The organism is Hyphomonas atlantica corrig., from assembly GCF_017795365.1.
GTDB lineage: Bacteria > Pseudomonadota > Alphaproteobacteria > Caulobacterales > Hyphomonadaceae > Hyphomonas > Hyphomonas atlantica.
The window spans coordinates 2036778-2063290 of the sequence record NZ_CP051254.1 but is presented as its reverse complement, the minus strand read 5'-3'; the positions used below and the strand labels follow the sequence as shown (position 1 = coordinate 2063290).

20 protein-coding genes are annotated in these 26513 nt (G+C 54.4%); 10 read left to right on the top strand and 10 right to left on the bottom strand.

All coding sequences use genetic code 11. The features are described from left to right. Nucleotides 1-2: 2 nt before the first annotated feature. Complete coding sequence (gene proC / locus HF931_RS10075) at nucleotides 3-782, bottom strand: pyrroline-5-carboxylate reductase (RefSeq protein WP_272982237.1); 780 nt, start codon at nucleotides 780-782, stop codon at nucleotides 3-5. Nucleotides 783-1027: 245 nt separating this feature from the next. On the opposite strand from proC, the gene proB reads away from it, so the two are divergent. Beyond that, nucleotides 1028-2191: a glutamate 5-kinase gene (proB, locus tag HF931_RS10070; RefSeq protein WP_273239955.1), complete on the top strand. Its 1164-nt coding sequence runs from the start codon at nucleotides 1028-1030 to the stop codon at nucleotides 2189-2191. Here the strand turns inward: proB and HF931_RS10065 are convergent, their stop codons facing one another. The 3 genes from HF931_RS10065 to HF931_RS10055 form a co-directional block, all read right to left on the bottom strand. Continuing rightward, a complete protein-coding gene (locus HF931_RS10065; RefSeq protein WP_035554743.1) occupies nucleotides 2192-2668 on the bottom strand; it encodes a MarR family winged helix-turn-helix transcriptional regulator in 477 nt (158 codons plus the stop codon). A 69-nt stretch (nucleotides 2669-2737) separates the two neighbouring features. Continuing rightward, nucleotides 2738-2959, bottom strand: coding sequence for a hypothetical protein (locus HF931_RS10060; RefSeq protein ID WP_035554742.1), 222 nt, complete (start codon nucleotides 2957-2959; stop codon nucleotides 2738-2740). 332 nt (nucleotides 2960-3291) lie between these two features. Next, nucleotides 3292-3504 carry a carbon-nitrogen hydrolase family protein gene (locus tag HF931_RS10055; RefSeq protein WP_155841991.1) on the bottom strand — a complete coding sequence of 71 codons (213 nt, stop codon included), beginning with the start codon at nucleotides 3502-3504 and terminating at the stop codon, nucleotides 3292-3294. Nucleotides 3505-3597: 93 nt separating this feature from the next. Here HF931_RS10055 and HF931_RS10050 point away from each other — a divergent pair, with 93 nt between their 5' ends. Both HF931_RS10050 and HF931_RS10045 read left to right on the top strand, forming a co-directional pair. Further along, the gene (locus HF931_RS10050; RefSeq protein ID WP_035554740.1) at nucleotides 3598-4386 is read left to right on the top strand and encodes a GntR family transcriptional regulator; all 789 of its coding nucleotides are present in this window, start codon (nucleotides 3598-3600) and stop codon (nucleotides 4384-4386) included. Nucleotides 4387-4545: 159 nt separating this feature from the next. Beyond that, a complete protein-coding gene (locus HF931_RS10045; RefSeq protein ID WP_155841989.1) occupies nucleotides 4546-4971 on the top strand; it encodes a hypothetical protein in 426 nt (141 codons plus the stop codon). Nucleotides 4972-4982: 11 nt separating this feature from the next. On the opposite strand, the gene HF931_RS10040 is transcribed toward HF931_RS10045, so the two are convergent. From HF931_RS10040 to HF931_RS10030, 3 genes are read right to left on the bottom strand one after another with little or no spacing between them, the layout of a single operon-like run. Continuing rightward, complete coding sequence (locus HF931_RS10040) at nucleotides 4983-6329, bottom strand: efflux transporter outer membrane subunit (RefSeq protein ID WP_035554738.1); 1347 nt, start codon at nucleotides 6327-6329, stop codon at nucleotides 4983-4985. Between the two features lie 2 nt (nucleotides 6330-6331). Beyond that, a complete protein-coding gene (locus HF931_RS10035) occupies nucleotides 6332-8269 on the bottom strand; it encodes a MacB family efflux pump subunit (RefSeq protein WP_272982235.1) in 1938 nt (645 codons plus the stop codon). Between the two features lie 12 nt (nucleotides 8270-8281). Then, nucleotides 8282-9586, bottom strand: coding sequence for an efflux RND transporter periplasmic adaptor subunit (locus HF931_RS10030; protein ID WP_035554734.1), 1305 nt, complete (start codon nucleotides 9584-9586; stop codon nucleotides 8282-8284). Nucleotides 9587-10005: 419 nt separating this feature from the next. Here HF931_RS10030 and HF931_RS10025 point away from each other — a divergent pair, with 419 nt between their 5' ends. Together HF931_RS10025 and bamA are read left to right on the top strand one after the other, a co-directional pair. Then, nucleotides 10006-13440: an autotransporter outer membrane beta-barrel domain-containing protein gene (locus HF931_RS10025; protein ID WP_273239951.1), complete on the top strand. Its 3435-nt coding sequence runs from the start codon at nucleotides 10006-10008 to the stop codon at nucleotides 13438-13440. 42 nt (nucleotides 13441-13482) lie between these two features. Continuing rightward, entirely contained in the window at nucleotides 13483-16083 is a 2601-nt protein-coding gene (gene bamA, locus HF931_RS10020) for an outer membrane protein assembly factor BamA (RefSeq protein WP_035554730.1), read from the top strand. Nucleotides 16084-16092: 9 nt separating this feature from the next. On the opposite strand, the gene HF931_RS10015 is transcribed toward bamA, so the two are convergent. Then, complete coding sequence (locus HF931_RS10015; protein ID WP_051602872.1) at nucleotides 16093-17505, bottom strand: HAMP domain-containing sensor histidine kinase; 1413 nt, start codon at nucleotides 17503-17505, stop codon at nucleotides 16093-16095. Further along, complete coding sequence (locus HF931_RS10010; RefSeq protein ID WP_206741217.1) at nucleotides 17505-18452, bottom strand: response regulator; 948 nt, start codon at nucleotides 18450-18452, stop codon at nucleotides 17505-17507. Before HF931_RS10010 ends, HF931_RS10015 begins: the two co-directional genes overlap by 1 nt. A gap of 63 nt (nucleotides 18453-18515) precedes the next feature. Between HF931_RS10010 and HF931_RS17205 the strand changes: the two genes are divergently transcribed. Together HF931_RS17205 and HF931_RS17200 are read left to right on the top strand one after the other, a co-directional pair. Beyond that, nucleotides 18516-19304 (top strand): EF-hand domain-containing protein, encoded by a 789-nt coding sequence (locus HF931_RS17205; protein ID WP_155841987.1) that lies wholly within the window; start codon nucleotides 18516-18518, stop codon nucleotides 19302-19304. Between the two features lie 2 nt (nucleotides 19305-19306). Next, nucleotides 19307-19990 (top strand): dioxygenase family protein, encoded by a 684-nt coding sequence (locus HF931_RS17200; RefSeq protein ID WP_420537712.1) that lies wholly within the window; start codon nucleotides 19307-19309, stop codon nucleotides 19988-19990. Between the two features lie 23 nt (nucleotides 19991-20013). Here HF931_RS17200 and HF931_RS17195 read toward each other — a convergent pair whose 3' ends face one another. Then, nucleotides 20014-20619 (bottom strand): TetR/AcrR family transcriptional regulator, encoded by a 606-nt coding sequence (locus tag HF931_RS17195; RefSeq protein ID WP_035554726.1) that lies wholly within the window; start codon nucleotides 20617-20619, stop codon nucleotides 20014-20016. 115 nt (nucleotides 20620-20734) lie between these two features. Between HF931_RS17195 and HF931_RS10000 the strand changes: the two genes are divergently transcribed. From HF931_RS10000 to HF931_RS09990, 3 genes are read left to right on the top strand one after another with little or no spacing between them, the layout of a single operon-like run. Continuing rightward, entirely contained in the window at nucleotides 20735-21916 is a 1182-nt protein-coding gene (locus HF931_RS10000; RefSeq protein WP_273239946.1) for an efflux RND transporter periplasmic adaptor subunit, read from the top strand. A gap of 19 nt (nucleotides 21917-21935) precedes the next feature. Beyond that, nucleotides 21936-25073 (top strand): efflux RND transporter permease subunit, encoded by a 3138-nt coding sequence (locus tag HF931_RS09995; protein WP_035554722.1) that lies wholly within the window; start codon nucleotides 21936-21938, stop codon nucleotides 25071-25073. Continuing rightward, nucleotides 25070-26488, top strand: a complete 1419-nt coding sequence (locus HF931_RS09990) for an efflux transporter outer membrane subunit (RefSeq protein ID WP_035554721.1) — start codon at nucleotides 25070-25072, stop codon at nucleotides 26486-26488. Before HF931_RS09995 ends, HF931_RS09990 begins: the two co-directional genes overlap by 4 nt. The last annotated feature ends 25 nt before the right edge of the window (nucleotides 26489-26513 follow it).

The following is a 26513-nucleotide window of genomic DNA, read 5'->3' as shown; positions in this document are numbered from 1 at the left end:
GCCTAGCGCAGCTCGATTGCGCGCTTGTAGGCAGCCTCAGTTGTAGCCTTCAGCAGGTCTGACAGTTTGCCGTCACCATTCAAGGCCTTGAGCCCCGCTTCCGTCGTACCGTTCTTACTGGTCACGGAATTGCGGAGGTTTTCCGGCTTGTCGCCGGTCTGCAGGATCATGCGGATGGACCCATCAAGTGTCCCGAGTACCAGGTCTGTCGCCTGATCCTCGCTGAAGCCGAGATCCTTTGCGGCCTCGATGTATGCGCGCGCCAACTCGAATACATAGCCAGGCCCGCTGCCTGCCACCGCCGTCACCCGATCAATCTGGTCTTCATCATCAACCCAGACAGCGGTCCCGGCGGACTTCATCAACGTCTCGACGGCGGATTTGTGTTCATCCTTGGCATCGCCGCTGGCGTAGAGGCCGGCAACACCGGCTCCGATCGCAGATGGCAAATTGGGCATGATGCGAATGACCGGATAGCCCGGTAGTGCGGATTGCAGGCGTGCAACCGAACATCCCGCCGCGATGGAGGCCACCGCGCCGGTATCGGCGAGCACATCTTTGTAGGCAGGCAAAATCTCGTCGATCATCTGCGGTTTGATCGCGACAATCAGCAAATCGAACTTTTCCGCTCCAAGCGCGTTAATGTCCTTGAAGAGCCGGGCCCCATCTACTGGTTGGTCAAGGAACGGATCGACGATGGTGTATTCATCCTCTGTCGCGCGCATCCATTGGGTAAGCAACGCGCCGCCCATTTTCCCGCATCCGACCAATAGTGTTTTCATGCCCTAGTATTCCTTTGTCCGCTTGGTGCGCCAGATAATGATATTTGTTTAGAATTCAAACAATCCATTACAGAAGCACAAGGTTCCACCTCGTGCCTCAGTATCGTCAAATTTCCAATTATGCCGTGTCTTTACCCTTGGTATCGACCCTATGAAGAAACTCTCAAGGTCTTTTGTAAGCTAATTATTTGCATCGTAACCCAAACCTACTTATGTCCGCCCCTAAGCAACTACCGGAGCCAAATTTGTCTTCCAATAAACGCATCGTCGTGAAAATCGGATCAAGCCTTCTAGCCAATCCAGACCTTCTCACACCGCGCTGGGCATTCATGCAACGGCTATTAGAAGACGTCACTAAATTACGGAACGACGGATATGAAGTCGTTCTTTGTTCTTCTGGCGCGGTTGCGCTGGGCCTGAACATGCTGAACGAGACTCCCGAGACCGCGGGTCTGCGCGACAAGCAGGCCGCCGCCGCATGCGGGATGCCGCTTTTGTTGAACGCGTACAAGCAGGTCGCCCATGAATTTGGATTCGATATCGCGCAGGTTCTTGTAACTCTGCAGGATATGGAAGAACGCAAGCGCTTCCTGAACACCAAGAATACGGTTCACCGCCTTCTACAGGGTGAAATCTTGCCGATCGTGAACGAGAACGACTCGATCACGACCGAGGAAATTCGCGTCGGAGACAATGACCGCCTCGCGGCGAAAGTTGCACAGATGATCCAGGCCGACCATCTGGTGATCCTGACCTGCATCGACGGCCTCTATGACCGCAACCCGGAAGAACCCGGCGCAAAGCTGGTCGAGGAAGTCCACGATGTGAGCGAATACATCGCAGTCACTGAAGGCACGAGCAGCCTCGGGAGCGGTGGCATGCTCACGAAAATGCAAGCGGCCAACATGGCCCAGAATGCAGGCTGCACGACCCTGATCGCCAATGGAGAACACGAAGCGCCGGTATCGTCGGTGTTGTTCAACGAACGCCCGCATACGAAATGCCTCGCCCACACAAAGCCCGCATCTGCCTGGGCAACCTGGCTGACAGATCGGCTTCAGATCGCGGGCAGTATCGTTATCCGCGATGAACTCGCCAACAGCCTGTCGCACAGCCCGGAGCATATCCTGCATGAGGACATCATCTCGATTCAGGGCCAATATCTAAAAGGCGACGTCATCCACGTATATGATGAAAAGGGCGATGAGATCGCACGCGGAATGACCAATTTCTCTTCAGAGGAAACCATGGTCCTCGCCCGACACCCGGAAATTTCTCCGAAGGAACTGCTCGGCTACCAAACCGGTGGCACGGTTATCAGCCGCGAGAATTTGATCGTTCTGGAAGATCGCCACCTGCTCTGGGACAAGCCGGATCAGGAGACGATGGTTGAAGTTGCTGAGACCTGATTAGTCTTCGCGGCGCAGATCGCCCACATCCAAAATCGGTGCTGCATCGAGACTTCCGGCATTCATCATCGCCGCCAGTCTCTGAACTGATGAGATGAGCAGGCTCTGCTCCCACAGCTCCAGTGAATCGAAGCGCTTGAGGAACCCTTCCTGAAGCGCTTCCGGCGCATCTTCGAGACTGTCTCGCCCTGCGTCAGTGATGACGATATCGACTGTCCGTCGGTCGGTATCGTTCTTTTGGCGCGCCACCAGTCCCGCAGCCTCAAGACGATCCACAATGGTTGTGATCGTTGCCTGGGAGAGATGAACCTGCCGGGCAATCTCCGACGGCTTGACCGACCCGGCTGCCGACAGAGTTTGAAGTACAAGCAATTGCGGCGCCGTGAGACCGGTGGTCTTCGCCAATCGCTTGGAGTTCAGATCGATCGCCCGCGTGATCTGGCGAATTGCTGTGAGAAGGTCTCTGTGTTGGGCCATGAACTGTTCCTAAAGAGACAGTCCACACGTCGTCAATTGCACGCACTGCGGAGGAAAGTCAGCGCTTCCTCAGGCGTGTGCAGTCTCAACGGTCTCTTCGGCCTCGGTCAGCGCTTCGCCTAAATCACCTTCCTCGGAATATCGATACCGCCCCAGAAACAGAAGTGGAACGGTCGAGCCGAACAAGATGATCCCAGCCGTAGTGAGGGTAAATTGCCAGTCCTTGCCAAGAAGCAGACCGGTCTCCCACTCCACCAGCTTGATACCGTTGCCGGTGGCCAAATTTGTCATGATGCCAGGGCCAAGGCTGGACCACCAGAGCCAAGCACTTCAGTCGGAGCCGGCACTAACTCAAATAACGGACCACTTTGCTGGAGGCAGACCATTTCCAGATACTTGTCCCAGACATCGAAAGGAGAAGGCGAAAACATCGAGATGAGTCGCCGGTATCTCAGTACGAGTTCGCCAAATGGCGAGAAGATGATACATCCCTGAAAATACAAATCCGGGAACCTCGGATCGGTCTCATAATGGTTCCCTGCGAGGTAAATGCCATTGTCTGCGGCCGCTTTGGCAAGCGCCTCGTATTCTGGTCCATCAGGTGCCAAGGCCGCTTTCGCGATTCACTCCGGTGCAGTCTCGCCCCACGGAAACCCGGTTAGACTGTACTCCGGCAAAACGACAAGTTTGGTATCTGCCCCAAGAAACCATTTTGAGTTGGCAATCTTGGCAGAAATTTCATCAATTTTTCCGAGTATTGACTTGCGTGCATCACTTGCTGTCAGACTGTTGACGGCGTGACATGCGATCTGGAGCGCTAAAGCAGAATAAGCCATTCGATTGGTATACCTTTTAGGGTTTGCCGTTCGATGTCTGATATGAGGTGCAATGAGTCAACCTCGGTACGATGGAAAAGTGGACGGGATAAAATGAGAGAAGACGCGCAATTGGCTCTATCGGCGAAAGACCTGGATGAGAACTCCAGCGTACCGCTTTACCAGCAGATCTACTCCAAGATCCGACACGCAATCGTATCGGGTGAAGTCGCACCGCAGTCTCGCCTGCCCGCTGAACAAGAGCTTGTTCAACGCCTTGGAGTTTCACGCATCACCGTAAAGCGCGCCTTCAATGAGCTTGCTATTGCGGGCCTGGTGCGCCGCTATCGAGGCCGCGGCACCGTGGTCACGTATGACTCGTCCACGCCTACCGTCAAAGGCAGTTTTGAGAACTTGATCGATGGCCTGAAACGCATGGGTCTCGAAACAGAGGTTCAATTGCTGGACACCGAAATCGTCAGCCCGAGCCCGGCCATAGCAGAAGCCTTGAAGCTGGGGCGCGGCGCCAGCGTTCAGCGAATTGTGCGACTGCGCCGGCTTGCTGAAGAGCCATTCTCTTATCTGGTAACCTACGTTCCAGAAGACATTGCCGAGACCTACACCGAGGACGATTTGGCAACAGCGAGCTTGATCGCACTCCTGGAGAAGGCTGGGCACCGCCCCTGTGAAGCCACACAAACAATCACGGCAGTCCCCGCTGAGCCTGCGGTTGCGGCAGTTCTTGGTGTCACAACTGGATCTCCGCTGTTGAGAATTCACCGCATCATGCAGGATGAGACCGGCCGCCCCATTCAGGACATTACCGCCACCTATCGGGCGGACCGTTTCCAATACGAAATGCGCCTCACGCGTGAGAAGAATGCAGACTGGACCGCTGAGTAAGTCACGCCTTCCCTGCCGAAGATGACGCACATTTGTCCGGTCAAATCCACTTGACCAGGATTGGCCTGCCCCAAAATTTATCTATTCGGAAACCACACCGGCTCTAAAGTGATCTCGGCGATGACGATGGCGCAGCCAGAGCGTGTCGGAAGCCTTGTCATGATCTCAGCGACTATTCTGACCCCAGATGAACACAAAATGTTCAACGACTATTTCCAGCCCGTTCCGCTGGATGATGCAGGCACCCGTTTCAGCACCATGTGGGAACGCATCGTAGAGCGCCGTGGTCCTGGCGCGACTATGGAAATGATGGCGCGCTCATTCGCCATGAATCTCTTGGGCGGGGAAGCATACGAATGGGGCCATCACGCTGCATTCGCCTGGTGGAAAGAGGAAGAGCACGCCCTTCAGACTCTCCCGCACAGAATTACCATTCTAAATCCCAACGACGATTTGACTGAATGCACACGCAGAGCCGCCCCAATGCTGAGGAACGGGAAGATAATTGAATTGCCTGAATGGGGCTATAATTTCATGGATGTGTGGCCGGAAGAGTCAGCACAATTGGTGCTCTCCAATCTATAGACTCACTCCACCTAGTAGCTCCCACCAAGCGCCACGTACAAATCGATAGAAGCTGCCAGACGATCTCGACGCGCTTCCAGCGCATCTTGAGTTGAGGCGTAGTAAGATTGCTGCGCAGACAAGAGACTGGTCAGGTCGTCCGCTCCCACACGGTACCTGAGCTCGGCAGAATCAAGCGCATTGCGACTAGCGGACAATGCGATTTGTACCTCCTCTTCTCGAAGCGCACTCGTGTTGATCGAGGACAAGGCCACATCGACCTCTCGTAGTGAAGTTAGGATTGCCTGCTCATAATTGGCCAGAAGTGCTGCGCGACGTGCTTTCGCGCTTTCAAGCTGCGCCTTCAGCGAGCCGCCTGAGAAAATCGTCTGAGACAGGGCAGCGGACAAGCTTGCCGTTGGATCTGACAAGGACGTCAGCACCGTACTGACCCCCGCCCCCAGGTCGATGCTGGGCAACATGGCTGCTCTCGCCGCAACAACATCAGCCTGCCCTGCTCTCAAGTTTGCTTCAGCCTGAAGCAAGTCTGGACGGCGCGTAAGCAGGTCAGAGGGCAACCCGGCATCTGCCACGGGTAGCCTCGTCTCATACAGGTCGACACTATCGATCTCGAAACCCTGAGGCGTTTCGCCCACCAGGATAGCAATAGCGGTTTCAATCGAAAGGATTTGCTGTTCAATTTGTGGGATTTGCGACCTCGCATTAGCCAACGTCGCCTTCTGACTGGCCAGATCAAAACCGGAGATCTCGCCTGCCTCGTAGCGGACTTCAACAATATCAAATATGCGTTCCGCAATATTGAGGTTCTCTTTCGCTACCTCAAGCTGCTTACGTGCGACTTGCAAGTCAAAATAGTTCGTAGCCAGATCGGCCAGAATACTCAGTTCCAGCGCGCGCTGGGAGTATTCAGCAGACTCGAGACTGGCGCGAGCCGCATCCTGCGAAGCTTTGACTTCCCCAAACAAATCCAGCTCATAGCTCGCCGAGAGACGGGCGCTTCTCGAAATTTCGTCAAGACCGGCGTCTGAGCTCACAGAGGTGCTGGCACTACCCGAAATCGACGGCAGAGACTTCGCATCAGCGACTGTGACAGCGGCGCGAGCGGACACAACATTCGCAATTCCCGCTTCGAGAGATCGGTTCTGATCCAGCGCTGCCGTAACCAGTGCATTGAGTGCCTCGTCCCCAAAATTGGTCCACCAAGGACCGAGTTCCGGCAAATTCTCGCTTGTTTGAACATTTGTATCATACGCACCCGGCAAGATGACTTCCGACGAAGATGTCGTGGACTCGTGGACGCTCGCACACCCCGCTATTGCGAGCGCAAGGCTGAGGGAAACGCTGGAAATCTTGGTCATAGTTACTCCGCCGAAAGAGCCCGCACCGGGTCAAGGCGCGAAGCATTGCGCGCCGGCAAGAAGCCGAAAACAAACCCAGTCAGGAAAGCTGTAGAAAAGGCGAGAATTGCCGGAAGCGGCGTGATCGCAATAGACGTACCGAGGTTCACCAGTATCGCACAAATACCAAATCCAGAGAGGATGCCAATCATCCCACCAAGGGCACAGACAACGACCGCCTCAACAATAAACTGCACCAGGATGTCAGACCGCCGCGCACCTGTAGCCATACGCACACCAATTTCCCGCGTGCGTTCAGATACACTGACCAACATGATATTCATCACACCGATCCCCCCGACGAGGAGAGATATTGACGCTACCGCACCGAGAAGCATGGAGAAGGAGTTTTGTGTTTGCTGAACCGATTCCAGAATTGAGGCCGTGTTCCGTATTCGAAAATCCTCAGTTCCATGCCGATCCAGCAATAGTGTGTTGGCTTCGCTCTCTGTCGTAGAGATAACATCAGTATCCTCGACTGCAATGGTAATGCTTGAAAGGTACGAACTACCAAAGACCCGCATCATGCCAGTCGTAATTGGGATAAGCGCAATATCGTCCTGATCGCTTCCAAACGAACTCGCGCCTTTTTCTTCCAGAACGCCGGCTATCTCAAAGGGGGCACCAGACAAGAAGACGTATTCGCCTACCGCGTCAGATACATTGTCGAAAAGTTCGCCGGCGGTTGTCGTTCCGAGTACGACAACACCGACTCTCCGATCTACATCCTCCGCCGTGAAGAATGTGCCATACTCAACCCTACGATTATTTGCGAGAAGCCAATCTTCGGAAACGCCTTCAACGGAACCACGATGATCCGCGTTGCCCCTACGCAATGTTGCCGATCCAGATCGCGAAGGAACTGCTGCGATCACATTGTCGAGCTCACCCAAGGCATCCGCATCCTCCAATGTCAGGGTGGCAATCGCATCCCCTCGCATGCGCGCGCCGCGATCACCGCCTGGACGAACAAACAGCAGGTTCGCCCCCATGTCTTCAAACCGCGCCATGACGTCTCTTTGGCTGCCTTGCCCCACAGCCAGCATGGCAACGACGGCAGCCACACCAATCACAACACCCAATAGAGTCAACGCGGTTCGGAAAAGGTTCGCGCGCAAGGACCTGAAGGCCGTCTTGATAGACTCTGTCAGCTGCAGGATAAAGGAAGGGGACGTCCTTGCAGTGCGATGCTCAAAACATGGTTTCGATCTCGGAACTGCTCCCGAGTCTGCAATGATTTTTCCATCCCGAATTTCGATGGTTCGATCAGCGCGCGCCGCCACCTTCTGATCGTGTGTAATCAGAATGACCGTGCGACCGGATTGATGGAGGCCCTCCAGCAGTTCCAGCAGCTCTCTACTTGTACCAGAATCAAGCGCCCCTGTAGGTTCATCTGCAAGGATCACTTCAGCATCATTCATGAGGGCGCGTGCAACTGCTACACGTTGTTGCTGACCGCCCGACAATTGACCAGGCCTGCTTTTCTCTCGTCCGTTCAGCCCAAGGCGCGCAAGCAGTTCTCGCGCCCGTGTCTTTCGTTCCGACTGGCGCACCCCGGCATACACAGCCGGAATCTCCACATTTTCCAGTGCACTGACATTTGCGAGTAGATTATAGCGCTGGAAGACAAAACCAAACGTCCGACGGCGCAGTGATGCCAAGCCATCCGCGTCCATTTTGGATACATCCTGACCGTGGATGCGATAGGTACCAGCGGTCGGGCGATCCAGGCACCCCAGCAGATTCATCAATGTCGACTTGCCCGAACCGGACTGTCCGACAATTGCAACGAATTCACCTTCGGTAATGGTAAGGTCCACACCATCCAAAGCCCGGACTTCTGCACTGTCCTTGCCGTAGACGCGCGTAATGCTCTGCAGCTGCAGTAAAGGTTCTGACATCTCGATTGTTCCTTACGCCGGAGGCGGAGGGCCCATTGGTGGACGACGGTCATTGTCTCGCCGTTCAGAGGTTTGTCCTGGACGCAATTCCACCTGCCCCGTAACGACTTCGTCCCCCTCGGAAAGGCCAAAGAGAATTTCCGCTCTACTCCGCGTCTGAAGTCCGACAAGAACAGGCTGAGGCACTGCTTCGCCATCAGCGTTCAGCTTCAGCACCATTCCCATTGTGGCGTCAGGGTATTGTGCACGCGCCTCACGTAGGGCCTCACTACGCCCACCTCTTTCACTTCGATCTGGCGAGATCGCTCCAACGGGACGCTCTTGCCGGGAGCGGCTGCCCCCTTCCGGACGCTCGGGACGGCTCTGCAAGGCAGCGACCGGGATCAGCACAGCATCGTCAGCACGGCCCTGCACGAAGAAAACCTGCGTGGTCATGCTGCTTCGCAAAATCCCGTCCGGATTCCGCACATCAAGCAGTGCCTTGTATAGAACTACGTCGTTGACGACTTCTGGCGTCGGCAGGATCTGCCTGACTTCAGTCTCCCATTTTCGATCCGTATCGCCCAATGTGGTGAACCAAGCCGCCTGTCCCTTTTGAACACTCAGCACGTCGGCTTCTGAAACATCAGCCTCGATCGTCATGATCGAAAGGTCTGCAATGGTCATGACAACGGGAGCTGTCTGATTTGCATTCAGCGTCTGCCCTTCGGACGCACTTAGCGATACGACCGTGCCAGCAATGGGAGCATAGATCTTCGTGTAATTAAGATTCGCCTCGTCTGCCTTCAGACTGGAAGTCTGTTGCGCAATTTGAGCGTCAATTGAATCCAGCTTGCCTTCGGCGATTTCCAGTTCAGATTGCGTGGCTTCGTAATCAGCTTTCGCGATCGCATCCGCCTCCCAAAGCATGGCCGCGCGCTCTGCCTCGGCACGAGCAAGGTTTAGCGACGCGACCTGTTGGCGGCGCGATGCTTTCAAGGAGTCCAGCTGGGAGCGCTGGGCTTCTACCGTATTCTCCGCAATGGTTGCATCAATCTGGGCCAGTAATTGCCCGGCTTCAACTTCGTCACCGACATCGACAAATAATTCCTGGAGCTGTCCCGACACCTGAGCGCCCACCTCTACGGTTTCCTTTGGAGTGAGAGTTCCGGCGGCCGAAATCGTTACCTCAAGATCGCCCAAAGTCGCCACAGACGTTTCATAAGTCGGCGCTGTCGAACTGGCGATGTTAGATTTGGCAAACCAAATACCCCCCGCCGCAACCAACAAAATCGCTACGGTTATTGTCCAGCGGGCTCGTTTCCCGAATAATTTCATTCTAGTCTCTTTTCAGCAATTCTGGCTGCGAATGTCACTCACGGTGTTAAACGGACCAGTTTGAAGAATCCGTCGCGACTGTCTGACATTTTTGCGCAACCTGATTCACACGCCTGTTGTCGTGGATCACCACACCCATGTTGCAGGAATGTTGCCGAGCCATGACAACGGCGCAACTGCACGCCGTGCGACACCAGGCGCCCAGACTTTGTGTCAGGCTGACATACTCTCGCTGACACGCGGCACAATTTGGCAAAGTTCAGACAAAACGCTCCCGTAACGCACATGGATCGGTCGACGTGGAGCGCGCATACATGAACTATTTTTCATTAAATAACAATTGTTTAAGTTTGTTCGCGCCACGCCATCGCGCAAATCTTTCGAAAGATATGACACGTGGGCTGATTATCACACTTCTCATGTCGACAGCCCTCCCTGCCTGGGCTGTCGAAATCGACGATAGCACGACCACGCCTGTACAGACTTCCACGGCCAATAATGGCTCAGCCGATGATGTGGAAGTCACCGAAGATGGTGAAATTGACCTTACTGAACAGCCTGGCACGACCGCTATCACAGTAGATTCTAACAACTCCGTCACCAATGAGGGAGAAATTGTCGCCGAAGACACTGACAATGTAACAGCCATTGCCGTGCAAGCCGACGTTACCGCAGACATCACTCATATCGGTTCGATAGATCTCTACGAAGATTATGATCGTGAAGACGAAGATGACGACGACGATGATGATGGTCCGCTGGCGGTAGGCTCCAATCGTATCGGGATCAACGTCGCATCCGGCGGGACAGTCACCGGAGACATTCTGCTTGATTACGGATCAATTCTCTACATTGAAGGAAATGACTCCGCAGGTGTGATTGTAGGCTCTTCACTTGCTGGCGATTATACGCAGCAAGGAACCATCTCTGTGTTTGGCGACAATGCGCGCGGATTGGCATTTGAGGACGATGTCGATGGCGACGTTCTGATCAGCGGAACCATCACCGCTCAGGGACAGAACGCCTCGGCTCTGGAGTTTGAAGGAGACGTCAGCGGGAACGTCACTATCGAAAGCACGATCAGCTCTACAGGATTCACCAGCACGAGTGCTACAAACTATGTCGCCCCTATCTACGTCGACGACGACACGGAGGCCGTGGAAGACCGGCTTGACGAAGATGACCTGTATGACAACGCCACTGCCGTGCGGATCACCGGAAGCCTCGGTCATGGATTGCTGATAAATGGGGCTGTGGACGACTTCACCTCCGAAGAGGACGAAGACGACGAGACAAAGGACACAATCGACGATTTCGATGAAAATCGAACTGCAGGCCGCATATACAGCTACGGCTCTGCACCAGCGCTGAGTATTCAGGCCGACTCTGATGAGGCACTCGTCTTGTCGGGCGTTGTAGAAACTGTTCGCGACACGACCGATGACGACGACGATGACGACTTGGATGAAATCCTCGTAACATTTTCATATGACCAGGGACTGATAAATCGCGGAACAATTTATGCGACCGGCCAGAACATCGGCTTCGATGCGACCGCTCTATCCATCGACGGGTCGAACGATGAGACCGGCACTGTCTCCATCGAAGGAGGCATTCTTAACACCGGGTCGATTCAGGCAACGGCCTATGAGGCATCCTCGACCGCCCTTTTACTAGGCAGCGGCACGTCAATTGGATCGCTGGAAAACTCCGGATCCATCAGCTCCACAATCTACACGCTCACGAACGATGTGGCCAATGGGCTGGTCATCTCGGACGGAAGCGAGCTCGAAACCATCGTGAACTCCGGCACGATTTCTGCTTCCTCCAATGGATATGGTGGACAGGTCACAGCCATTCTGGATGAAAGCGACACTCTGCGTTCCATCACCAATACGGGCGTAATATCAGGGATATTGATCTCTGATGGGCGGGAAGATGATGAGACCGGCTCACAAATTGCGATTGACCTGTCTTCCCCAAATGGTGGCGCCACAATCCGGCAGTATCAGGAAACGCCGACTGAAGATGTGAACGGCGACGACGAGATCGATGAAGACGATGTAACAGAGCCAACCATTTACGGCGATGTGCTCTTCGGTAGCGGCGACGATGTTCTCGAAATTCTGGACGGTGGTGTCGCAGGAGACATTTACTTTGGTGAAGGCTCTGCAAACTTTGTTCTGTCAAACTCCGAATTTGTTGGGGACACCTATTTCGATGGCACAACGCTGAGCCTCAGTATTGAAAATTCCGAAGTTGAAGGTGACGTCGATTTTGGCACCGCATCCGGAACATTGAATTTTCTGTCGTCCACACTGTTTAGCGGAAATCTGACTACCCGTGCTTATGGCCTCAACGCCTCAATCTCCGAGTCTGAAATTATACTCTTGGAAGACACTTCCTTGAGCCTGGCAACACTCGCCGTGACTGGGTCTTCAATTCTTGATTTCGAGATTGATCCACAAAATCTCAAGACAACTCCCTTCATTTCTGTATCCGGCACCGCATCCATTGGCAGCGACACGACGATCCGTCCCACGCTAACGTCGTTCATTGATGATGACTTCCAAGTGGACTTGATTGAAGCTGGCTTTCTATCATTCGATGAAGAATCCGCTGAACTCGCGACAGACAATGTTCCGTGGATCTACAACGTCTCGCTTCAGACTGAGAGCTCTGAGACAGATATGCTCAGCCTCGATTTCAAACTAAAATCGGCTGAGGAACTGCAACTTGATAGCAATCAGTCGAACGCCTTAGGCGCCGTACTAGAAGTTGCGATGGATGATGATGATTTCGGCTCGGCCGTAACACAGTTGTATACGGAGCATAATTTCCAGGAAGCCTACAATCTGTTGCTTCCACAGCGGACTGACGCTGCAACACGATACCTGGAATCTCAGTCCAATGCAGCGTTCGGCGCCCTGAGTGACCATCTGGAGTTCGCCCGCGCATCCAGCGAATCTGGCAACGGCGCCTGGGTACAGGAGACCTATTCTCATGTGAGCTATGACGGATCAAACGATGGCCCTGGCTATGATGGTCGGGGCCTGGGCCTCGCGCTCGGTTATGACCACTCAATCTTCGGCATTGATGCAATCGGCATCATGGGCACCATGACGGACGGCAAATTCGAAGAAAAGACGGGCGGCTCCAATCCTGTCACGATGAAAAGTCTTGGTATAGGCCTCTACGCCACCGAACAGTTGGGTCCTATCAATCTGCAAGCGGTTGGGCAGATTGCGAAGGTCGATCACTCTAGCTATCGAGAAATCAACCTTGAAGACTACACCTCCGAAGTCAGCGGGACATGGGACGGTCAGACATTAGCTGCATCGGCTGTCGCCTCTACAGAGTTTGGGGCCGGACCCTTCCGAATATCGCCTTCCATCGGCCTGGACTATTTCAAACTGGATCAAGATAGTTATTCGGAAACAGCTTCCAATGGGCTAAACTTGTGGATCAGCGACGCGACCACTGACAAGGTTACAGCAGATGCTGGGCTGAGCTTCGTCTATGTATGGCGGGGCGGCGGCGATCCTAACCGCACCGGTCCGGCCTACTCCAGTTACACGAAATCAAACCGTGACCGCCCACTTGTTCGGGCGGGACTTGATATCGGGTATCGGTCAACACTCTCCACAACACCCTATGAAGTCGAAGCCGGCTTCGTTGGCTACGAACAATCCTTCGCCCTGAAAGCCACCGAGGAATTCAGTGACGCCGCAACACTGGGGCTCTCATTACTTGCGGGTTCGGATCTTCTGAAAATTAGATTTGGCATTGATGGCGAGCTTTCAACCGACGCAACCGCCGTGACAGCCAATGCTGCCGTCAAACTTCGCTTTTAGTCGCGCCGACTATCCAAATTCCTTGCTCAAGGACGCAAAATCATGAGCCGTAAAACCAAAACCCTAGCGATCTCATTGCTGCTTTCATCAGCAGCTGTCAGCCCGATCCAACTTCCTGCTCTGGCACAGGCAGAAATCTTTGAAAATACTGGCACGATCGAACGCATTATCGTTAATGGCAACCAACGGATCGAAGATCGAACTGTTCTGTCATACATTCTCGTCGAGCCCGGCTCCAGTTTTGATGCAAACCGTATCGATCTATCCTTGAAATCGCTCTTCGCGACCGGACTTTTCGCGGATGCGAAGTTCGACCGCGTTGGAAATCAGCTGGTTATCACCCTCGTCGAAAATCCAATCGTCAGCCGTGTGATGATTGAAGGAAACAAGGCAATGGCAGAAGACAAGATCCGTGAGGAGATACAGATCGCTCCCCGGGGGGTGTTCACTGCAGCCAGGATGCAGGCTGATGTTCAGCGCATAATGGAACTCTACCGGCAATCCGGCAGATTTGCCGCCAAGGTTACACCAGAGTATGTGCCTTTGGACCAAAACCGCGTGGATGTCATATTCTCGATCACCGAAGGGCCGGTATCGGGCGTGCGCGCGATCAACTTCCTTGGCAATGAGGAATACTCCGACAATAGACTTCGCAAGGAGATCGTAACGCGTCAATCGCGGTGGTGGCAGTTCTTTTCTTCCACCGACAATTACGACCCTGGACGGATGGAATACGATCGCGATCTCTTGCGACAGTTCTATCAGAACAAGGGATACTATGATTTCCGTGTAGAATCCGCCGTCGCGGAACTTACACCGGATCAGAAAGATTTCTACATCACCTATACGATTGATGAGGGTGAGATCTATCGTTTTGGAGAGGTCAGCGTAGAAACCGAATTGGAGAAGCTCAACACTGACGCCTTGCGCGCATCACTGTCTGCGAAATCGGGAGATCTGTTCAGAGGAGACACAATCGAGCAGTCAATCGACGGCCTCACCTATGTCGCAGGCATCGGAGGCTATGCTTTCATCGACGTACGGCCCGAGATCTCGGCAGATATGGAAACCAAAACAGTGAATGTCACGTTTCATGTCAATGAAGGACCACGTGTCTATATTAATCGGATCAACATCGTCGGAAACACACAAACACTGGATCGCGTCATTCGACGAGAGCTTCGCATCAATGAAGGCGACGCCTTCAACCGGGTTCTGCTCGACAGGTCTCGTAACCGGGTTCGAGCGCTTGGCTACTTCAAGGATGTCGAAGTTACCGAGCTTCCCACTGCAGACCCGGATCAGATTGATGTGGATCTAAAGGTGACAGAACAACCAACTGGCGAGATGAGCTTTTCTGCCGGCTTCTCTTCGTCAGAGTCTTTCCTCGTCGACGTCAGCGTAGCGCAACGCAACGTGCTCGGGCGTGGGCAGTCGGCATCTGCGCGAGTTTCAACGTCTGCGCTACAGCAAATCCTGGACCTGCAGTATACCGAGCCGCGCTTCCTGGATCGCAACATGTCAGCCGGACTTGGCGCATTTGCCACCCGTCTCGACTATTCAGACACTGATCTCGGGGGGTATACGACCGAGTCAATGGGGGTCAGCGCGCAATTGGGCTTTCCCTTGTCAGACCGGCTACAGCTCGGCCTGAAATATACGCTCCAGAATGACAAGATCGATGTCGTCGATCAGAGTATTGTTATTGACGAAGATAGCGGAGAACGACTGACATCAGAATACACAGTCGATGATGGCGGCACACCTGGAGACACTAGCGACGACATCACAGGGGTCACCTATGTGAGCGCCGATGACGTGCCTTTACCAGACGGTTCCCTGATCGTAGATGTTTGTGACGTCCGTTATCTCAATCGATATTCACTCTGCTCTAGTGAACGCTCGGAGATTTCTTCGATTGTTGGATACAACCTGCTGCTCGACATGAAGAACGATCCGCTTGAGCCAACAGGAGGCTTTGACCTTCTGTTCGGACAGGATGTGTCGGGCTTCGGTGGAGATGTGAATTTCATCCGCACCAACGCGTCGATGAATCTTTACCAGGGAATCACTAAAAGTGTCGTCGCCAGCCTGCGATTGTCTGGCGGATACATAGAACCCTATGGGACAAGCGAAGGTAACTCCGAATACGGTCAAACGACGCCGCAGGGCGTTCGCATCAACAATCGCTTTTTCAAAGGTGGAAACAGTTTCCGGGGATTTGACACCGCCGGTCTTGGGCCGCGCATCGTTCAGATCATACAGAACGATGACGGCACAGAAACCGTAAAACGCCTGAATGCACTTGGTGGCAACGCCTTCTACCAAGCCAGCCTTGACCTCTCAATTCCGAACTACCTTCCCGAGGAATATGGCATCAAGACAGGCTTGTTTCTCGAGGCAGGCTCTGTCGGATTGCTCAGTGACGTCGACAAGAGCGATCCAGTTGAGTTTACTGACACTTATGGACGCGACGCCGTCCAATTGATTGAAGACGAGTTATCCCTGCGCGCATCAACAGGATTGAGTGTGTACTGGACATCTCCATTCGGCCCCATTCGGTTCGACTTCAGCCATATCCTGAAAAGTGAAGAGTATGACCGAACTGAATCGTTCCGTTTCAGCACATCAACGCGGTTCTAGATGCAGAGTTCAGGCATCGGCTTTCAGCGGCAGGGCAATCGTCGCCAGCAAGCCCCCTTCTTCCAGGTTCTCAAGACTTATCCGGCCACCATGGGCTTCCACAAGGGTCTTGGCGATATGCAGGCCAAGACCATGCCCCCCGGTTTTCCGATTGCGGGACTCCTCCAGGCGAACAAGAGGCTCAAAGACGCGATCTATGGCGTCCACAGGAATACCGGGGCCAGAGTCTCGAACTTGAATCGTCGCCATGCCTTGACGTTCCGACAGCTCAACAGAAGCACGCTCGCCATAGCGAACGGCATTCTCGATCAGGTTTCTCAACGATCTGGTCAATTCATCTGACCGTCCCATCACAATCGGTCGATGGTCCGTCTCCACAAAAGAAACGGCCAACCCCAGATCGGCCAGATCCTCGACAAGACTGTCTACTAGCGAAAACAAATCCAAAGGCTGAAAAGGCTTACCCGATTGTCCAGCAGTCGCGGCGGCCAGTGCGGCTTCCGTGATACGTTCCAACTCAAACAAGGCCCGCCTCATTCGCTCACGTTCGTTCGCGTCGGCCAACATCTCTACTTTCAACTTCAATGAAGTAATCGGCGTTCGCAAATCATGGCCTATGGCTGCCAGCAATTGTCGTTGACCTGCAACTGTGCTCTCTAACCGGCGCCCCATGCGATTGAAGGCGCGCAAAGACTCTCGCACGTCGTAGGGGCCCTGTTCAGCAAGCGGTTGATGAGTGTAATCAGAGGCGAGTGTATTCGCGGCCTTCGCCATTTGCCGAAGTGGATTGATAGCATTCATGGCTGCCCAGACGCCGATCCCGATCATCAGAACGACCAATACAGCGACGGGCAACAAGCCCGGTCCGGGTCCCTCAAGCTTAATGGGCGTTGTCCGCAAATTGATCCACGTTCCCTCACTAACTTCGATAGACACCATAATGCGCTGCCCCAACCCGAAGTCTCGCTGAGGCTGGGGAGAAGCATCCGCATCTGGAGGACCAGCAGGCCGGCTACCATCTTCCGGAGGACCGAACTCCGTCAACTCGCGGAAATCGCCTGGTCGCCCCATCCTTGGCCCGAAAAAGCGCACTCCAACAGCAACGTTATCAGCCAGACCCAAATGCGCGCGAAGTTCCTCTTCCCTATAACTCGAACCAGGTCGCGCTATTGGATGGTCTCCGACGAAGTAATCATCCACTTTGAGGCGTTTCAATTCCTCAACCGGAAGACTTTGCGGCCAACCCTGTACTTGCAGCTCAGACAATGCCGACTGTGCAACTCGCATAGCTCTACCCGGCAGGTCATCGCGCGATGACATCTGGAACTGGACGATGACGAACACCAAAATGAAGGTTGACAGAACCGCCATGATGACCAGCATGACCATCCGAGCAAGGAGTGTATCAAAGCGATGTAGCATCACAGCTTTTTTACATCCGCTGCAAATACATATCCGCCTCCCCAAACCGTTTGAATAATATCCGGGTTCTTGGGATCTCGTTCTATTTTTTTCCTGAAACGGCTAACCTGGCTGTCGACACTTCGATCAAATACGTCCGCGCCTTCAGCATGCGACAATTCCACAATTCGCTCGCGCGACATGACAATCTGTGGACGCGCGATGAAGATCATCAGAAGCTGGAACTCACCGCTACTCAACGAAACAATCACGCCATCATCACGCGTCAAACAACGTTTTGCCGTGTCGAGCGTCCAACGGTCAAACTCAAAGTAACGCGTCTTTTCGGGTGTCATTTCCCGGTTGTTGCCATTCGAGCGCCGCAGGACTGAACGTACTCGCGCTAACAGTTCGCGGGGATTGAATGGCTTGCACACATAATCATCTGCGCCAACCTCGAGTCCAACGATACGGTCGATCTCATCAGTTCTCGCGCTAATGAACACTATTGGGATAGAAGTAAGACGGACAATTGAACGACACAGACTGATCCCGTCCTCGCCTGGCATCATGACATCGAGCAGAATGAGGTCGGGCTCTTCGGAGTGTATTCCACGGCGCGCGGCCGGCGCGTTCTCCGCTGTCGATACCCGATAGCCATTCTCGGTCAGATAGGCTCGCAAGTCTTCCCGGATGTCACGGTCGTCATCTATCACCAGAATATGCTCTGGGGCGTTAGTGGCTGGATCTGGCATCGCCAGAGTCTCCTGAACAGAAATTTCAATCAGATCATTACAGATAGGATAAACTTGTTGCCAAGTTGTGTCGCGGCTGCAGATGATGGGCTTGATCCTGCATTCGCGGCATAATCGTTCGACGAACGCGCTATCAGATTTTCGATATTTCAAATCCGTAATGCAGTGTTGCGCACTGCCACATCTTGCCATCACTTTTGTCGGAACCGGCATATCCTCTCAACATGGACGGAGCATGTTCTCACCATCAGCTCTGGGGAATTTCCCGGAAGAATAATGATGAGAGATGCCCCAATGCCGAAGTTCACTGCCACGTCGTCTGCAAGGACCAGCTCTTATTCAAGCCCAGTCATAGTAATCATCGCATCAGATAGGACAGTCCCAGTCCGCCCCTTGCTCACCGAACCTCCCTTTGGGTGCAACAATAGATGCGATGAGAGGGAGGTGTCACGCGTCCCCTACGTCTCACCCAGTGACGCCTCCCTCACCTCCCCCTTTACCGGGCGGCACCCGAAACGGACTTCCACCACCAAGCTCGCCGTTTTGGGCATAGGCGCAGCGTTTTTGCTGGCCGCCTGCGCATCATCCTCACGACCAGGGCCTCCCACCGGTCGAGACAAAGATGATCGCGCCCGCCCGGTGCCCTCACAACCAATGTCTGCTCCGCCCATCGCACTCCTGTTTACTGGAATGGACACAAACAAAGATCACATAGTCACACTCTCAGAGGCTCAGCAGGGCACTGAGATGGAGTGGCTGTCAGTATCTGGAGCAAAGAGCGATTATAGGACCGCAATCGAGATGACCCAATGGTCAAGTACAGCACTTGGAAATCCGAACGCCTTACCCAATCCTATAGCATTCGACAGCAATTTGGACGGCCGCATCACCCCGCAGGAGTTCCGAACACGTCTAATCGACATATTCGAAACATTCGATAGGGACCACAACGGACACCTCACCCGCGCAGAGCTTTTGGCAGCTTCCGAAATCACAAATCGGATGGATCAACCGACACCTCAGGGTTCTAACCGCCGCGCACCTCCCCCCCGCGGACGGCAATAGGCATGAGGAATTCGGTACGGCGACAACCATTTGCGCCCGTAGAGGCGGCAAACGCCATCACGCCTTATCCCGCCGACCAATTTCTCGGCCTTGAGCAGAGCCTTGCCAGGCTATGGATCAATTCCGGCCTGATACGATCTGATCTGAAACGGGGTTTCGCAGGCCTTTCAGGAACCGCCACCGGCGCGCCACTTGATCTGAGACTTCAGTTCCTCTCAACCTCAAACAGGCGAGCGCCGCTTGCAAATCATACGATCTATATCTGGCACGCGGATGCCTCTGGGAAGTACTCTGTATACAACAAACCGGATACAAATTACTTAAGGGGGATCGGCGTTACTGACACGAGTGGACGGGTACGATTTTCAACGGTGTTTCCCGGAACATATCGCGGGCGCATACCCCATATACATTTCGAGGTTTATCGAAACCTCGAAGCGCTTGAAGCAGGCGCTGAACGTATAATCAGGTCGCGGTTGCTCTTTCCGGACCATATCACCCGGGCCGTGTACTCGGGATCCTCGTGCTATGTTGAAAGTCTTGCTTGCTACAAAGAGCTAAATTTTGAACGCCCGGTGACAGAACCTCGGCACGACCGCAGGTCTGTCCAAATGGCCAGCGTTACTTCCCGTGGAGCTGACACGCTACGCGCGAGCATGACCGCCTTCCTTTCGACATCAAAATGAAGACGGCGCAATGCATATGCGCCTCAACCTGAGCAATCGTCCCCTACAAGAATATCTGTGATGATCGGCTTCATCAGCTCAATGAATTGGGAGCGCTCCTGCTCCGGATGGCGCAGATTGCGGGCGGGAATTCCCGCAAACAGGCTGAAGAGCATTTCGGTTCGCATGATGGGCGTCCCAATACCGGCCTTTTCGAGAAGAGCGCAAAACTCCTCCCGAATTTCTCGGTCATATCGCTGCAATATCGCAGCGATCGAAGGATTGCGCTGCGCCTCAGCCAGAATCTCAAAATTCAAAACAGTTCGGAACGGTTCCTGGCTTTTGACAATAGCATCAATGACCAGGGGCGCGATCTGATCACGAATTTCTGCAGCGTTGAGATTCCGAAAGTCTTCCAGCTTGTCCCGCTGCCGCACCAATTCCCGCTCCACGACGGCTTCGATGAGAGCCTCTTTGGAGGAAAAGTAGTGATAGAGGTGCCCGACGCTTATTCCGCAGGATTTAGCAATGCCCGAAATTCCCGCGCCATGAAATCCACTCTCAACGAACTGTACCTCTGCACAATCGAGGATTTCGGCAATCCTGGCCTCTCTCTTGGCGGCGGTCTTCGAAATCTGAATATCTGTCATGCGTTTATGCACCTAATTTACGTCATGCCCAATCTTGACTTGCTGCACCGCAGCACTAGATAGAGCGCTCATTCTATTTTTATAAGTGAGCCGACCGGCTCGTCAAGGAATCCCCATGAAACCTATAAGAAAAAGTCTTTCGGTTGCAGCCCTTGCCGTTGCGTTACTCGCGACGGCATGTGGTGACAGTGGGGAAACCACCGCGACACCGCAACCTGTTGCCCCCCGAGTTGAGACACTCACCGCGGAACTGACCACCGTTCCAAACGAGGTGGAACTCCCCGGTCGTGCACGCGCATACGCCGAGGCTGAGATTCGGCCGCAAGTTACAGGCATCATCAAGGAACGCCTCTTCAAGGAAGGCGACCTGGTCGAACGCGGACAGGCCCTATATCAAATCGATGCCGCCGAATATGCAGCAGATGTAAGAAGCGCCGAAGCATCCCTGGCCCGTGCGCAAGCATCTTCCAAAGTCGCACATGAGACGGCTGCGCGTTTCGCTGAGCTCGCAAAGATCAACGCCGTCAGCCAGCAGGAATATGATCAGGCAATGGCCTCAGCCCAGGAAGCGGAGGCAGATATCGCACTCCAAAGAGCAGCTTTGGACCGCGCCCGTATCGACCTTGCCCGTACAAAAATCTCATCTCCGATTGAAGGCCGCATCGGTCGCTCTTCCGTAACGCACGGCGCGCTCGTCACACAAAACCAGACCGACGCCCTGGCCCGCGTCCTTCAGATTGACCCCATCTATGTGGACCTGACTGTTTCCAGCAACCGGGTACTCAGCGTTCGCCAGCAAATCGCTTCTGGAGAGGTGGCCTCTTCAGAACTCAACATGACACCAGTGAGCATCATTTTGAATGACGGCTCCATCTACCCGCTTCAGGGTACGCTTGAGTTCAGCGAAGTGAATGTTGATGAGAGTGCAGGCACGATTGCCGTGCGCGCAAATGTACCCAATCCGGATGGCATCCTCCTGCCCGGTATGTTCGTTCGCGCGAAGTTTGTTGCCGGCTCATACGAGAACGTCGTTACTCTCCCACAGTCCGTCGTATCGCGCACGCCGACAGGCCAAGCATCTGTCATGGTGCTGAAGGAAGACAACACGGTTGAACAGCGCCTCATCAAGGTTGAGGACTTTGATGGAAAATCCTGGATCGTGCTCGATGGATTGGAAGCGGGTGAAGAAGTCGTCATCTCAAACCTGCAATCGGTTCAAGCTGGCATGACGGTAAACCCTGTCCGGGCAAATCCTCAGATTTCTGCCGCCCGCGAAACCCAAAGCGACCTGAACTAGAAACACCGGATACTCACTCATGGCCAAGTTTTTCATTGATCGCCCAGTGTTCGCCTGGGTGATTGCGATCATTATCATGCTTGCGGGCGGGATGGCGCTTCGGTCGCTTCCAGTCGCGCAGTATCCGGACATTGCTCCTACCACGGTAAGCATCAATGCGAGCTATCCCGGTGCCTCAGCCGAAGCCGTTGAGAATGCGGTAACCCAAGTTATCGAACAGCAACTCACCGGGCTGGACGGACTGGACTATATTTCCTCTTCCTCAAGCTCGGACGGCGTTGCATCCATCACGCTTTCCTTCGAGCCCGGCACGGACCCTGACATTGCGCAAGTGCAGACACAGAACAAGATTTCCCTGGCCACACCTCTTCTGCCAGAGCAGGTTCAGCGTCAGGGCGTGACGGTCAGCAAGGCGAGCGGGGGCTTCCTGCTGGTAACGGCTGTCTACTCGCCAAACGAAACATTCAATCAGACGGATTTGGGCGACTATGTCCAATCGAACATCTACGACACGATCAGTCGTCTGGATGGTGTTGGGAATGTCCAGGTGTTCGGCTCCCAGTACGCAATGCGGGTTTGGCTCGAACCTGAAAAGCTCAATCAATACGGCCTGACGCCGTCTGAAGTCGTCCAAGCCATCGAGGCGCAGAACGCACAGATCGCCTCGGGTGCCCTCGGCGGCGCGCCCTCAGTACCCGGCCAGGAAATCAATGTGACGGTGACATTGCAATCGTTGCTGACGACACCAGAACAATTCCGCAATCTGCTTATCCGCACGACGTCAGCTGGCGGCTCTGTGAGACTGCAGGATGTAGCGCGAGTTGAATTGGGCGCACAGGACTACTCCTTCATTTCTCGCTTCAATGGCTATCCATCAACGGGATTCGCCGTCACGCTTGCGACTGGCGCAAACGCGCTCGACACTGCCGAACGAGTGAAAGAAGCGATGGGCCACCTCGCGGAAGATTTCCCCGCAGATATGGAATACGTCTTCCCGGTGGATGCGACCCCCTTCATCGAGACCTCCATCCACGAAGTAGAAAAGACACTTTACGAAGCCATCGCACTGGTCTTCGTCGTTATCCTGATATTCCTTCAAAGCTTCCGCGCGTCATTGATCCCGATCATTGCCGTGCCTGTAGTGTTGTTGGGAACATTCGCCGTGCTGCTGGTATTCGGCATGTCCATCAACACGTTGACCATGTTCGCCATGGTGCTCGCTATCGGCTTGCTGGTTGATGACGCGATTGTCGTTGTCGAAAACGTTGAGCGCGTAATGCATGAGGATGGATTGTCGCCTTATGATGCGACCGTCAAATCCATGCAGCAAATCACCGGCGCACTTGTCGGAATTGCCGTCGTGCTCTCAGCCGTTTTCGTTCCAATGGCGTTTTTCCCCGGTTCGGCCGGCGTGATCTACCGCCAATTCTCAGTGACAATCGTGGCCGCCATGACCTTGTCGGTAATTGTAGCTGTCGTGCTGTCTCCAGCTCTCTGCGCCACGCTGCTCAAGCCTTCTCACGGGAATGGCAAGTCGTGGCTCATGGCTCCCGCGAATGCCTTCAATGCCGGATTTGACAAGCTGACCAGTGGCTATGAGGCGGCGGTCACCCGGATTGTGCGTCGGCGCTGGATCATGCTGGGCGTATTCGCAATAATCATCACCCTGACCGGCCTGATGTTTGTCCGCTTGCCCACCGCGTTCCTCCCAGACGAAGACCAGGGCACAATGATGACCATCGTTCAGCTACCGGAAAGCGCCACACTTGAACGCACAGCTTCCGTGCTTGACGAAGTTCGGGGCTATTATGCTGAAAACGAAAGTTCCAACATCAAGGGCCTCTTCACGGTCGCCGGCTTCAGCGTCGTCGGGGCGGGCCAAAACAATGGCATTGCCTTCGCAGCTATGAATGATTGGGAAGAGCGCCCCGGTGCCGAAAACACTGTACAAGCTATTGCGGGCCGCGCATTTGGAGGCCTCTCCCAAATCGATGAGGCAAACATCTTCCCGATTGTTCCGCCTCCCATTCAGGAAATGGGCAACTCCAGCGGATTTGACCTATACATCAAGAACACTGGCGGGCTGTCCCACGAGGAGTTCCTCAATGCACGCAATCAATTGCTCGGCATGGCCTCTCAAGACCCGCGCCTGATGGGTGTACGCCCGAACGGTAGTGATGATGGCCCACAATTCAACATGCATCTGGACTACCAGAAGTCTCAGGCCCTAGGTGTCTCGGTCGGGGACGCAACAAGTCTGCTGTCCATCGCTTTTGGTGGCACCTATGTGAACGACTTTCTGGATCGTGGACGGATCAAGCGCGTGTATGTCCAAGGCGATGCAGACGACCGCATGCAGCCAGACGATGTCTCGAACTGGTTCGCACGCAGCAATACAGGTGAGATGGTTCCACTGGACGAAATCGTATCCGGCGAATGGAGCTATGGCTCTCCCCAATTGCAGCGCTTCAACGGCGTTTCCGCCATGAACATCCAGGGATCGCCAGCCCCCGGACAGAGCTCGGGAGCTTCGATGGACCTCATCGGCAGCCTGGTCGACCAGCTGCCGGGCGACATCACCTATGAATGGAGTGGCCTCAGCCGTCAGGAGCAACAAACCGGAAATCAGGCGACCATGCTCTATATCATGTCTCTGCTTTTCGTATTCCTTTGCCTCGCGGCCCTCTATGAAAGCTGGACAGTGCCAATTTCGGTACTTCTCGTTGCACCGCTCGGCGTTACAGGCGCCGTCGCCTCGGCAAACCTGTTCGGTCTGGCAAACGATGTGTTCTTCCAGGTGGGACTGTTGATGACGGTCGGACTAGCCTCGAAGAACGCAATTCTGATTGTCGAATTCGCACGCACACTTGAAGAAACCGGCAAGGAAGTCGTGTCTGCCACGATTGAAGCGGTCCGTCTTCGTATCCGCCCCGTGCTGATGACATCCCTGGCCTTCGGCTTCGGTGTACTGCCATTGGCGCTAAGCTCAGGTGCGGGATCTGAAAGTCGTAACGCGATGGGCTGGATCATGATTGGTGGCGTCATTGCCGCCATGACGTTCAGCCTGCTGTTTGCCCCCCTGTTTTATGTCATCGTTCGTCAGGTAACCATGCGCCTTCGCGGCCAGCGTCCTGCCAATACTGGAGAGACCGCATGACCCGCCACCACTATCTCGCCGCTTCCCTCAGCGCGCTGGTTCTCACAGGCTGTGTCAATATGGCGCCGGAATATGAGCGCCCCGTAGCCCCTGTTCCGGCGGAACTGCCGGTTGCTGATCCTTCCCAGGAAGGAGCCTCGACACTGACTTGGCAGCAGGTCGTCCAGTCCGAAGAGCTTCAGGAGCTGATCGCCTTGTCGCTTGAACAGAACCGCGACTTGAGAACGGTCGCCGCGACGGTTGAAGTGGCCCGCGCCAATCTCATCACCGCGCGGTCGGGCTTATGGCCTTCATTCAATGGCTCAGGCAATGCGCAGATTGGCGACACTTTTGATGACAGCTCAGCGTACTCATCAACGTTCAGCGACAGCACATCCGCGCAGATTGGTGTTTCCGCATGGGAGCTCGATTTCTTCGGGCGCATCCGCAACACGAATGACTCGGCACTGCAGACTTATCTCGCCAGCGTAGAAGGTGAACGCGCGGCGAAGATCTCGCTCGTTGCATCCGTGGCTGAAGCCTGGCTCCAACTGGGTGCGGACAAGGAATTGTTGCGCCTTGCTCAACAAACCGCCGAGAGCCAGAAAGAAAGCTTGGAGCTCACTCAGGCCCTCTTCGACGCCGGGACGGCCAGTGAGATTGACCTGCGACGTGCCTCCGCATCCGTTGCGTCTGCTCAGGCTCAGGCTGCTACATTCGAAGCGAATGTACGGCGAGACATCAATACGCTCCGTTATCTGGTTGGCACGGATCTGCCGCCGGCAATTGAGGCAAGCGTGGCGCTCTCACCTTCGCCGGTACAATTGAATTTGCCAGTCGGCCAATCATCCTCGGTTCTGTTGCGTCGTCCAGACGTTATCCAGGCTGAACGAACATTGCTCGCTGCAAACGCTAATATCGGCGCGGCACGCGCCGCCTATTTCCCGTCCGTATCCTTGTCTGGTGGTGTTGGGGTTGCAGGAGGCGACATTTCGGACCTGTTCGAAGGCGACTACGCGTCAGGTTGGACGTTTACGCCGAGCGTCTCAATCCCGATTTTCGATTTCGGCGCCCGGCAAGGAAACCTTGATGCCGCCCGAGCGAACGCTGACGCAGCCATCGCCACCTATGAAGGCGCTATCCAGCAGGCCTTCCGGGAGGTTGCCAACGCACTCGCGGTCTCAGAGACAATTTCGCGCCGCCTGGATGCGCTTGAACAACTGGCGGAGGATACCAGCGTGACACTGAATCTGTCTCAGGAACGGTTCAAGTCCGGGTTGGACGACTATCTGACCGTGCTCGATGCTCAACGCGAAAATTATGACGCCCAACAGCAACTCATTCAGGCAAATCTGGACCATGGGCTAAACAGCCTGGCGCTCTATCGGGCCTTAGCAGTTTGGAAAGAGCCAGCAGGAAGCACACCAAGCGAATAGAATATTTTTCGGAGATTAGTTTTTC

Excerpts from the sequence above, each read along its gene's own strand:
- bamA (WP_035554730.1), top strand. The coding sequence starts at position 13,483 with ATGAGCCGTAAAACCAAAACCCTAGCGATCTCATTGCTGCTTTCATCA.
- HF931_RS10040 (WP_035554738.1), bottom strand. The coding sequence starts at position 6,329 with ATGACCAAGATTTCCAGCGTTTCCCTCAGCCTTGCGCTCGCAATAGCG.
- HF931_RS10000 (WP_273239946.1), top strand. The coding sequence starts at position 20,735 with ATGAAACCTATAAGAAAAAGTCTTTCGGTTGCAGCCCTTGCCGTTGCG.
- HF931_RS10010 (WP_206741217.1), bottom strand. The coding sequence starts at position 18,452 with ATGCCGGTTCCGACAAAAGTGATGGCAAGATGTGGCAGTGCGCAACAC.
- HF931_RS10050 (WP_035554740.1), top strand. The coding sequence starts at position 3,598 with ATGAGAGAAGACGCGCAATTGGCTCTATCGGCGAAAGACCTGGATGAG.
- HF931_RS17195 (WP_035554726.1), bottom strand. The coding sequence starts at position 20,619 with ATGACAGATATTCAGATTTCGAAGACCGCCGCCAAGAGAGAGGCCAGG.
- HF931_RS10015 (WP_051602872.1), bottom strand. The coding sequence starts at position 17,505 with ATGCTACATCGCTTTGATACACTCCTTGCTCGGATGGTCATGCTGGTC.
- proC (WP_272982237.1), bottom strand. The coding sequence starts at position 782 with ATGAAAACACTATTGGTCGGATGCGGGAAAATGGGCGGCGCGTTGCTT.
- HF931_RS17200 (WP_420537712.1), top strand. The coding sequence starts at position 19,307 with ATGAGGAATTCGGTACGGCGACAACCATTTGCGCCCGTAGAGGCGGCA.
- HF931_RS10025 (WP_273239951.1), top strand. The coding sequence starts at position 10,006 with ATGTCGACAGCCCTCCCTGCCTGGGCTGTCGAAATCGACGATAGCACG.
- HF931_RS10030 (WP_035554734.1), bottom strand. The coding sequence starts at position 9,586 with ATGAAATTATTCGGGAAACGAGCCCGCTGGACAATAACCGTAGCGATT.
- HF931_RS09990 (WP_035554721.1), top strand. The coding sequence starts at position 25,070 with ATGACCCGCCACCACTATCTCGCCGCTTCCCTCAGCGCGCTGGTTCTC.
- HF931_RS10035 (WP_272982235.1), bottom strand. The coding sequence starts at position 8,269 with ATGTCAGAACCTTTACTGCAGCTGCAGAGCATTACGCGCGTCTACGGC.
- HF931_RS09995 (WP_035554722.1), top strand. The coding sequence starts at position 21,936 with ATGGCCAAGTTTTTCATTGATCGCCCAGTGTTCGCCTGGGTGATTGCG.
- HF931_RS10065 (WP_035554743.1), bottom strand. The coding sequence starts at position 2,668 with ATGGCCCAACACAGAGACCTTCTCACAGCAATTCGCCAGATCACGCGG.
- HF931_RS10055 (WP_155841991.1), bottom strand. The coding sequence starts at position 3,504 with ATGGCTTATTCTGCTTTAGCGCTCCAGATCGCATGTCACGCCGTCAAC.
- HF931_RS17205 (WP_155841987.1), top strand. The coding sequence starts at position 18,516 with ATGATGAGAGATGCCCCAATGCCGAAGTTCACTGCCACGTCGTCTGCA.
- HF931_RS10045 (WP_155841989.1), top strand. The coding sequence starts at position 4,546 with ATGATCTCAGCGACTATTCTGACCCCAGATGAACACAAAATGTTCAAC.
- HF931_RS10060 (WP_035554742.1), bottom strand. The coding sequence starts at position 2,959 with ATGACAAATTTGGCCACCGGCAACGGTATCAAGCTGGTGGAGTGGGAG.